We start from the raw sequence: 8,101 nt of genomic DNA, 5'->3' as shown, positions 1-8,101 counted from the left end.
TGGCGATCGCGGCGGCGGTGGAGCAGCAGAGCACGGCCACCGGCGAGATCGCGCGGACGGTGCAGCGGACGGCGCAGGCGACGGATGCCGTGAGCCAGAACATCGCGGCGGTGAGCCAGGGTTCGGGCGAGACGGGTGCGGCGGCGGCGCAGGTTCTGGGGGCGGCGTCGGAACTGGCGCGGCAGTCGGAACAGCTGACCAAGACCGTGGGCGGGTTCGTGGCGGATGTGAGGGCGGCTTAGATCATCACCCGATCGGATGGTCTCATCCGATCGGGTCAGGATGATCGCGAAAACAAACCGCTAGAACACCGCCGCGTAACGCTCCGGCGAAAACCCCACGGTCAGCACCCCATCCACATCCAGCACCGGGCGCTTGATCATGGAAGGCTGCGCCGCCATCAGCGCGATGGCGCGCGCCTCGTCCAGCCCGGTCTTCTCGGCATCGGGCAGTTTGCGGAAGGTGGTGCCGGCGCGGTTCAGCAGCACCTCCCACCCCAGGGCCGCGCACCATTCCCGCAGTTTTTCGGGCGCGATCCCCTGGGTCTTGTAGTCGTGGAAGGCATAGGCGACGCCATGGGCGTCCAGCCAGGCACGGGCCTTCTTCATGGTGTCGCAGTTCTTGATGCCATGGATGGTGACGCTCACGGACATTCTCCTTGCTGTTCAGGGCTTCGCATGCCCGCCGGGCGATTCCAACCGGCCCGCCTCTGCTCTAGCCTGCGGCCTTCTGAACCGGAGACCGACATGACCGAGCCATCCGCCTGGCCGCAACCGATGGACGGCATGACGACGCCGCGCTTCGCGGGCCCCGTCACCTTCATGCGGCTGCCGCAGGTCGAGGATGCCTCGACGCTGGATATCGCGCTGCTGGGCGTGCCGTTCGACCTCGGCACCACCAACCGTGCCGGGCCGCGCCATGGCCCGCGTGAGATCCGCAACATGTCCTCCATCATCCGCCGCGTGCACCCGGTGACGCGGGTGGAGCCCTGCCGGCTGTGCCGCGTGGCCGATGCGGGGGATACGCCCACCAACCCCGCCGACCTGATGGTCTCCCTGGCCATGATCGAGGACCGCGTGGCCGAGATCCGCGCGGCCGGCGCCTGGACGCTGTGCCTGGGGGGCGACCACCTGATCTCCCTGCCCATCCTGCGCGGCATCCATCGGGCGGAACCGGGGCTGGGGCCGCTCGGCATGGTGCATTTCGACGCCCATTCCGACACCAACGACACCTATTTCGGCGGCATGCGCTTCACCCACGGCACGCCCTTCCGCCGCGCCATCGAGGAAGGGCTGCTGGACCCGAAACGGATCGTGCAGATCGGCATCCGCGGCTCCCTGTTCGACCCCGAGGATATGGAATGGGCCCGCGACCAGGGCGTGCGCATCATCACCATCGAGGAGTTCGAGGCGCTGGGCGTGGACGCCACGATGGCCGAGGCCCGGCGGGTGGTGGGCGACAAGCCCGCCTACCTCACCTTCGACGTGGACAGCCTGGACCCCGCCTTCGCGCCCGGCACCGGCACGCCCGAGATCGGCGGGCTGACCCCGCGTGAGGCCCAGCGCATGCTGCGCGCCCTGCGCGGCCTGAACATCGTGGGCGCGGATGTGGTGGAGGTGGCCCCCCCCTTCGACCAGGGCGGCTGCACCGCGCTGATCGGCGCGAACATGATGTTCGAGATCCTGTGCCTGATGGCGGAGGCGCGCGGCGCCGCCTGACTGGCCCCAAGGTTGCTAGGCGAACGGATCGCCCCTGTTCCGAAAGGATCCGTCGCTTGCGCCAATGCCTGTTGGGTTTGCTGTTCTACGGTTGCGCCATGGCCTCGGCCCTGGCGCAGAATGCCACGACCATCGTGGTCAATTTCGGCGCGGGCGGCAGCGCCGACCGCATGGCGCGGCTGATCGCGCCCGAAATGGGCGCGGTGCTGGAAACCCAGGTGGTGGTGAAGAACACCACCGGTGCCGCCGGCGCCATCGGCGCGACCGAGGTCGCGCGCGCCCGGCCGGATGGCACCACCCTGTTGCTGACCACCACCGGCCCCATGGCCATTCAGCCCCATTTCCGCGCTGACCTGCCCTATCGCGTTGCAGATTTCGCGCCGGTCTGCCTGCTGGGCGACGCGCCGGTGATGATGATGGCGGCCCCCGTCAGCGGCATCCGCAACGTGGCCGACGTGATCGCCCGCGCGCGGCGCGACAGCGGCTTCAACTACGGCTCGGCCGGGCCTGGCTCCATCCCGCACATCGTGATGGCGGCGCTCGCCCAGCGGACGGGCACGCAGATGACGCATGTGCCCTTCCGGGGCAGCGCCGAATCCATCATCGCGCTGCTGCGCAACGACGTGTCGATCTATGCCGACCTGCCGGGGGGGCTGCGCGCCAACAACCTGGTGCCGGTGGGCGTGATGGCCGAGCGCCGCACCGCCGAATTCCCGGAAACCCCCACCCTGCGGGAACAGGGCGTGGACATGGTCTATTCCATCTGGGCCGGGCTCTATGCCCCCGCCGCCACGCCGCCCGCCACCCTGGCCAGGCTGGAGGCCGCCTGCCAGCGTGCCCTCGGCGCCGCCCCCGTGATCGACGGGTTCGAGCGTCTGGCCACCCCGATCACCTTCCGTGGCCAGGCCGATTTCGCGGCCTTCCAGGCGGCGGAGCTGGAGAAGTTCAGGCAGGTGATCCAGTCGGCCGGGCTGCGCCCGGGGGATTGAGGGCGAAGCGCGCCACAAACTCCCGCTGGGCCTCGGTTTCCGGCCCGGAGCCCGCCGCCTGCACCAGCGCCTCGGCGCGCGCCGCGTCCTCGCCCAGCAGGTGCAGCAGGCACAGGGCGGCGGTGCCGGTGCGCCCGATGCCGGCCGCGCAATGCAGCACGGCGCGCTCGCCGGCCATCAGCAGGGCGGCGGCCCGCCCCGCCCAGGCGGCGAAGGCCGCCTCATCGGCGGGGGTGGCGAAATCGGGGATGGGATGGGCATGCAGCCGGGCCGGCAGCCCGCCCCCGGCCAGCAGTGCCGCATAGCCGGGTGATTTGGCGGCGATCTCCGCCTCTCCCGTCAGGCACAGCACATGCCCGATCCGCTGCCCGGCCAGGGCGGCGGTGAAGGCTTCCACCGGGCCGAAGCGCCCGGGCATGGCGGTCAGGAACAGGCCGCCCGGAACCCCGGCCGGCAGCGGGAGCGGACGCAGCGTCGGGTCTGGGCGCATCGGATATCCTTCTGCCAGGGCGTGAACCCTCTCTGCCCTGGCCCGGCCCGGCGGTCGAGGCCGCTTCCTTACGCCTTCTTTACGCCGCCCGCCGTCCTTCCCCATCGCACCCTTGCGGCCTCCTGGCTGAATCTCCGCCCGGCGCCGGCCCATGCCCGGACCGCCAGCGGGAACATCATGCTCGACATCACCCTCATTCTCCTCGGCCTCGGCGGCTTCGCCCTGATGGCCCTGTACACCTTCGCCTGCGACCGGGTCTGACCGCCATGCTGGAGCTTCTCCTCGGCGGCGCGGTGGCGCTGGGCCTTCTCCTCTACCTGTTCTGGGCGCTGCTGCGCCCGGAAACCCTTTGACGGGGGATTTCTGATCATGAGCTGGATCGGTTGGGCGCAGATCGCGCTCGTGCTGCTGGCCGTCACGGCCACGGCGGTGCCGCTGGGCGGCGCCATGGCCGCGATCGCCGAGGGGCGGTGGCGCGTCCTGGCCCCCGTGGAAAACCTGCTGTACCGCGCGGCCGGCATCGACCCCGCGCGCGGCATGGGCTGGCGGGCCTATGTGCTGGCGATGCTGGCGGTGAACCTGGCGGGCTTCCTGCTGCTGTATGCGCTGCTGCGCCTGCAGGGGGTGCTGCCCTTCAACCCGCAGGGCCTCGACGGCGTGCCGCCTTGGCTGGCGTTCAACACGGCCATCAGCTTCGTCACCAACACCAACTGGCAGGCCTATAGCGGCGAGGCGGCGATGAGCTACCTGTCGCAGATGGCGGGGCTGGCGGTGCAGAATTTCCTCTCCGCCGCCACCGGCATCGCGCTGGCCTTCGCGGTGATCCGCGCCTTCGCGCGCGGCGGCGCCAGCGACCTCGGCAATTTCTGGGCGGATCTGACGCGCGTCACGCTCTATCTACTGCTGCCGCTGTGCCTGGTCTTCGCGGCTTTCATGGTGGCGGGCGGCGTGCCGCAGAGCCTGTCGGCCTATGTCACCGCCAACACCGTCGAGGGCGGCACCCAGACCATCCCGATGGGCCCGGCGGCGTTCCAGATCGCGATCAAGCAGCTGGGCACCAATGGTGGCGGCTTCTTCGGCGTGAACTCGGCCCACCCGTTCGAGAACCCCACCCCCTGGACCAACTTCCTGCAGAGCTGGGCCATCATCGCCCTGCCCATGGGCCTGGCGCTGACCTTCGGCCGCATGGTGGGCGACCGCCGGCAGGGCTGGGCGATCTTCGCGGTGATGATGCTGTTCGTCGTCGCCGGCACGCTCGCCACCTATGCCGCCGAGGCCGGGGGCAACCCGCTGCACCTGGCGCAGGGCGTGGCCCAGGGCCTGGGCAACATGGAGGGCAAGGAAGTGCGCTTCGGCACCTCCGCCTCCGCCCTGTGGGCGGTGATCACCACCGGTGCCTCCAACGGCGCGGTGAACGCCATGCATGACAGCTTCATGCCGCTGGGCGGGCTGGTGCCGCTGTTCTTGATCCAGCTGGGAGAGGTGCTGCCGGGCGGCGTGGGTTCCGGCCTGTACGGCATGCTGGTGTTCGTGCTGCTGGCGGTGTTCGTGGCCGGGCTGATGGTGGGCCGCACGCCCGAATACCTGGGCAAGAAGGTGCAGGCGCGGGAGGTGAAGCTGGCCATGCTGGCGGTGCTGATCGTGCCCCTCTGCATCCTGGGCTTCACGGCAGTGGCGGCCGTGCTGCCGGTGGCGCTCGCCTCCGTGCAGGATGCCGGGCCGCATGGGCTGTCCGAGCTGCTCTACGCCTACAGCTCGGCGGCCGGGAACAACGGCTCGGCCTTCGGCGGGCTGACGGCGGATACGCCCTGGATGAACACCACGCTCGGCATCGTCATGCTGCTGGGGCGCTTCGCGGTGATCGTGCCGGTGCTGGCCATCGCGGGCAGCATCGCCGCCAAGCCGCGCCTGCCGCAATCCGCGGGCAGCTTCCCCACCCATGGGCCGCTGTTCGTGGGGCTGCTCGCGGGCGTCATCCTGATCCTGGGCGGGCTGCAATTCCTGCCCTCCCTCTTCCTCGGTCCCCTGGCGGAGCATTTCGCGATGCTCGCCGGCCAGACCTTCTGAGGTTCCCATGCACACCCAGACCATGGCGGCCGTGCCGCTCTCCCGCGTGGTGCTCGACGCGCTGCGCAAGCTCAACCCGGTCACCCTGCTGCGCAACCCGGTGATCTTCGTCACCGAGGTGGTATCGCTGCTGGTCACGCTGCTGGCCGCGCTGGCGGCCTGGCGGGGCGCCCCCTGGGCCTTCCAGGCCGGCATCGCCGTCTGGCTGTGGCTGACCGTGCTGTTCGCCAACGCCGCCGAGGCGGTGGCCGAGGGCCGGGGCCGCGCGCGGGCCGAAAGCCTGCGCCGCGCTCGGGGCGAGACCCGCGCCAAGCTGCTGGCCCGCCCCGACGACCGCGCCCTGTGGCACTGGCGCGACGCGCCGGAACTGCGCGAGAACGACGTGGTTCTCGTCGAGGCCGGGGACCTGGTTCCCGCCGATGGCGAGGTGATCCAGGGCATCGCCAGCGTGAACGAGGCGGCGGTGACGGGCGAAAGCGCCCCGGTCATCCGCGAATCCGGCGGCGACCGCAGCGCCGTCACCGGCGGCACGCTGGTGGTGTCGGACTGGCTGGTGGTGCGCGTCACCGCCGCCCCCGGCAACTCCTTCCTCGACCGCATGATCGCGCTGGTCGAGGGCGCCTCCCGCCAGAAGACACCCAATGAGATCGCGCTGGATATCCTGCTGGCGGGGCTGACCATCGTGTTCCTGGTCGCCGTCGCCAGCGTGGTGGGGCTGGCCAGCTTCAACGGCGTGGCGCCTTCCGTGCCCGTACTGGCCGCGCTGCTGGTCACGCTGATCCCGACCACGATCGGCGGGCTGCTCTCGGCCATCGGCATCGCGGGCATGGACCGGCTGGTGCGGTTCAATGTCGTCGCCACCTCCGGCCGCGCGGTGGAGGCCGCGGGCGATGTGGATGTGCTGCTGCTGGACAAGACCGGCACCATCACGCTGGGCAACCGCCAGGCGGCGGGCTTCTTCGCCGCCCCCGGCGTGGCCGAGGCCGAACTGGCCCAGGCCGCCCTGCTGGCCTCGCTGGCCGACGAGACGCCGGAGGGCCGCTCCATCCTGGCCTATGCCCGCGAGCGCCACGGCCTGACGGCCACCCGGCCGGAGGGCGCCACGGTGGTGCCCTTCACCGCCCAGACCCGGCTTTCGGGCCTGGACATCCCGGGCCAGGGCAGCTTCCGCAAGGGCGCGGTGGACAGCCTCTCCCGCGCATTGGGCATCGAGCCGCCGGCCGCGCTGAAGGAAGCGGTGGAGCGCATCGCCCGCGCGGGTGCCACGCCCCTCGCGGTTTCCCGCGACGGGCGGATGCTGGGCGTGATCGAGCTGAAGGACATCGTGAAGCCCGGCATGCGCGCCCGGTTCGACGCGCTGCGCCGCATGGGCATCCGCACCGTGATGGTCACCGGCGACAACCGCCTGACGGCGGCCGCCATCGCCGCCGAGGCCGGGGTGGACGATTTCATCGCGGAGGCCACGCCCGAGGACAAGCTGGCCTATATCCGCAACGCGCAGAAGGAAGGCCGCCTGGTCGCCATGGCGGGCGACGGCACCAACGACGCGCCCGCCCTGGCCCAGGCCGATGTGGGCCTGGCCATGCAGACCGGCACCCAGGCCGCGCGTGAGGCCGGGAACATGGTGGATCTGGACAGCGACCCCACCAAGCTGATCGAGGTGGTGGAGATCGGCAAGCAGCTGCTGATCACGCGCGGCGCGCTGACCACCTTCTCCATCGCCAATGACGTGGCGAAATACTTCGCCATCCTGCCCGCCATCTTCGTGGCGCAATACCCGGGGCTGGCGGCGCTGAACGTGATGGGGCTGGCCAGCCCCGAGAGCGCCATCCTCTCGGCCGTCATCTTCAACGCGCTGATCATCGTGGCGCTGGTGCCGCTGGCGCTGCGCGGGGTGCGCTACGCGCCCGTGGGGGCCGCCGCCCTGCTGCGGCGGAACCTGCTGATCTATGGGCTCGGCGGCGTTGCCGCGCCCTTTATCGGCATCAAGTTGATCGACCTGCTTCTCTCCGTGATGGGGGTGTTCTGACCATGATCGCTCTGCTGCGTCCGGCCCTGGTGTTCCTGGGCGGCTTCACCCTGATCCTGGGGCTGGCGGTGCCGCTGGCCTTCACCGCCCTGGCCCAGCTGGTGTTCCCCCACCAGGCCAATGGCTCCCTGATCGAGCGCAATGCCCGGGTGGTGGGCTCCGAGCTGCTCGCCCAGGGGTTCGAGGGGCCGGGCTATTTCCACCCGCGTGCCTCCAACGCCGGGCAGGGCTATGATGGCGGGGCCTCCGGCGCCACCAACCTCGGCCCCACCAGCGCCGCCCTGCTGGAGGCCGTGACCGGCCGCCTGGAAGGCCGGCGCGGGGTGGCGGCCGATGCGGCCACCGCCTCTGGCTCTGGCCTCGACCCGCATATCAGCCCGGAGAACGCGATGGCGCAGATCCCGCGCATCGCCGCCGCCCGGGGGCTGACGCCGCAGCGGGTGCTGGGGCTGATGGAACAGCATATCGAAGGGCGGACCTTCGGCGTGCTGGGGGAGGCGCGGGTGAATGTGCTGAAGCTGAACCTGGCGCTGGATGGGGCGCGGTAGGGGGCGTTGCCCCCCAACCCCCACCAAGGGGCGCTGCCCCTTGGAACCCCGCCAAAGGCCGAGAGGCCTTTGGAAACCATGAAATGGCGCTTTGTCCTGGGAAGTGGGGCACCAAATTATTATTAATTTCAATGATATAAAACTTCCCAAGGCCAGCGCTAAACTGATGGGGTCCAGGGGCCTTTCGGCTCCTGGCGGGGGAGCCCGAGGGGGCGGTGCCCCCTCGGTCTTTGCCTTGCCCTGTTCTATCCTCCCCCCAG

The 8,101-nt window shown here is 70.6% G+C and carries 8 protein-coding genes and 1 pseudogene; 7 read left to right on the top strand and 2 right to left on the bottom strand.

The window, feature by feature from the left end; translation table 11 throughout:
* Window positions 1-242 (top strand): annotated as a pseudogene (locus tag GT007_RS15285) (methyl-accepting chemotaxis protein); the annotation flags it as partial.
* Window positions 243-302: 60 nt separating this feature from the next.
* Here the strand turns inward: GT007_RS15285 and GT007_RS15280 are convergent.
* Window positions 303-653: an ArsC family reductase gene (locus GT007_RS15280; protein ID WP_201451937.1), complete on the bottom strand. Its 351-nt coding sequence runs from the start codon at window positions 651-653 to the stop codon at window positions 303-305.
* Between the two features lie 93 nt (window positions 654-746).
* On the opposite strand from GT007_RS15280, the gene speB reads away from it, so the two are divergent.
* The gene (gene speB / locus GT007_RS15275; protein ID WP_160122492.1) at window positions 747-1,718 is read left to right on the top strand and encodes an agmatinase; all 972 of its coding nucleotides are present in this window, start codon (window positions 747-749) and stop codon (window positions 1,716-1,718) included.
* Window positions 1,719-1,789: 71 nt separating this feature from the next.
* Window positions 1,790-2,707, top strand: coding sequence for a Bug family tripartite tricarboxylate transporter substrate binding protein (locus GT007_RS15270; RefSeq protein WP_160122491.1), 918 nt, complete (start codon window positions 1,790-1,792; stop codon window positions 2,705-2,707).
* On the opposite strand, the gene GT007_RS15265 is transcribed toward GT007_RS15270, so the two are convergent.
* Window positions 2,664-3,197 carry a protein-tyrosine phosphatase family protein gene (locus GT007_RS15265; RefSeq protein ID WP_160122490.1) on the bottom strand — a complete coding sequence of 178 codons (534 nt, stop codon included), beginning with the start codon at window positions 3,195-3,197 and terminating at the stop codon, window positions 2,664-2,666. The two genes, GT007_RS15270 and GT007_RS15265, sit on opposite strands and share 44 nt — an antisense overlap.
* Window positions 3,198-3,463: 266 nt before the next feature.
* Here GT007_RS15265 and kdpF point away from each other — a divergent pair, with 266 nt between their 5' ends.
* From kdpF to kdpC, 4 genes are read left to right on the top strand one after another with little or no spacing between them, the layout of a single operon-like run.
* Window positions 3,464-3,550, top strand: coding sequence for a K(+)-transporting ATPase subunit F (gene kdpF, locus GT007_RS22960; protein ID WP_160122496.1), 87 nt, complete (start codon window positions 3,464-3,466; stop codon window positions 3,548-3,550).
* Window positions 3,551-3,566: 16 nt separating this feature from the next.
* Window positions 3,567-5,264: a potassium-transporting ATPase subunit KdpA gene (kdpA, locus tag GT007_RS15255; RefSeq protein WP_160122489.1), complete on the top strand. Its 1,698-nt coding sequence runs from the start codon at window positions 3,567-3,569 to the stop codon at window positions 5,262-5,264.
* A 7-nt stretch (window positions 5,265-5,271) separates the two neighbouring features.
* Window positions 5,272-7,293 (top strand): potassium-transporting ATPase subunit KdpB, encoded by a 2,022-nt coding sequence (kdpB, locus tag GT007_RS15250; RefSeq protein WP_160122488.1) that lies wholly within the window; start codon window positions 5,272-5,274, stop codon window positions 7,291-7,293.
* A 2-nt stretch (window positions 7,294-7,295) separates the two neighbouring features.
* Window positions 7,296-7,841, top strand: coding sequence for a potassium-transporting ATPase subunit KdpC (gene kdpC / locus GT007_RS15245; protein ID WP_160122487.1), 546 nt, complete (start codon window positions 7,296-7,298; stop codon window positions 7,839-7,841).
* Window positions 7,842-8,101: the final 260 nt, after the last annotated feature.

Origin of the sequence: Rhodovarius lipocyclicus, assembly GCF_009900765.1 — a bacterium.
GTDB classification, from domain to species: Bacteria; Pseudomonadota; Alphaproteobacteria; order Acetobacterales; family Acetobacteraceae; genus Rhodovarius; species Rhodovarius lipocyclicus.
This window is presented reverse-complemented; position numbering and strand designations above follow the sequence as displayed.

What these genes read in the sequence shown, in the direction of transcription:
- kdpC (WP_160122487.1), top strand. Translation starts at nt 7,296, where the DNA reads ATGATCGCTCTGCTGCGTCCGGCCCTGGTGTTCCTGGGCGGCTTCACC.
- speB (WP_160122492.1), top strand. Translation starts at nt 747, where the DNA reads ATGACCGAGCCATCCGCCTGGCCGCAACCGATGGACGGCATGACGACG.
- kdpB (WP_160122488.1), top strand. Translation starts at nt 5,272, where the DNA reads ATGCACACCCAGACCATGGCGGCCGTGCCGCTCTCCCGCGTGGTGCTC.
- kdpF (WP_160122496.1), top strand. Translation starts at nt 3,464, where the DNA reads ATGCTGGAGCTTCTCCTCGGCGGCGCGGTGGCGCTGGGCCTTCTCCTC.
- GT007_RS15280 (WP_201451937.1), bottom strand. Translation starts at nt 653, where the DNA reads ATGTCCGTGAGCGTCACCATCCATGGCATCAAGAACTGCGACACCATG.
- GT007_RS15265 (WP_160122490.1), bottom strand. Translation starts at nt 3,197, where the DNA reads ATGCGCCCAGACCCGACGCTGCGTCCGCTCCCGCTGCCGGCCGGGGTT.
- kdpA (WP_160122489.1), top strand. Translation starts at nt 3,567, where the DNA reads ATGAGCTGGATCGGTTGGGCGCAGATCGCGCTCGTGCTGCTGGCCGTC.